Genomic DNA, 215 nt, shown 5'->3' on the forward strand with positions numbered 1-215 from the left:
GTCTTCATAGATTTGAATCCTAATGTGGCCCTGATGATCCGCTTTAGCTTGCCATGATCACATTCAATCACGTTATTTTTATACTTAATCTGCCTGTGCTCAAGGTCTGGTGGACATTTACCTTCCCGTTTTAACCGTGATAAAGCACGTCCATATGTGGGTGCTTTATCCGTGTTGATCACTTGTGGAATTTGCCACTTCTTCACATTATTTAA

General features: G+C 40.5%; 1 protein-coding gene. It reads right to left on the minus strand.

Going from position 1 to position 215, the window contains the following annotated elements; all coding sequences use genetic code 11:
- A partial coding sequence (locus D7V20_RS19740; RefSeq protein WP_120385426.1) for a DDE-type integrase/transposase/recombinase occupies nucleotides 1-215 on the minus strand: 215 nt, incomplete at both ends.

The sequence above is a fragment of the Acinetobacter rongchengensis genome, assembly GCF_003611475.1.
GTDB classification, from domain to species: Bacteria; Pseudomonadota; Gammaproteobacteria; order Pseudomonadales; family Moraxellaceae; genus Acinetobacter; species Acinetobacter rongchengensis.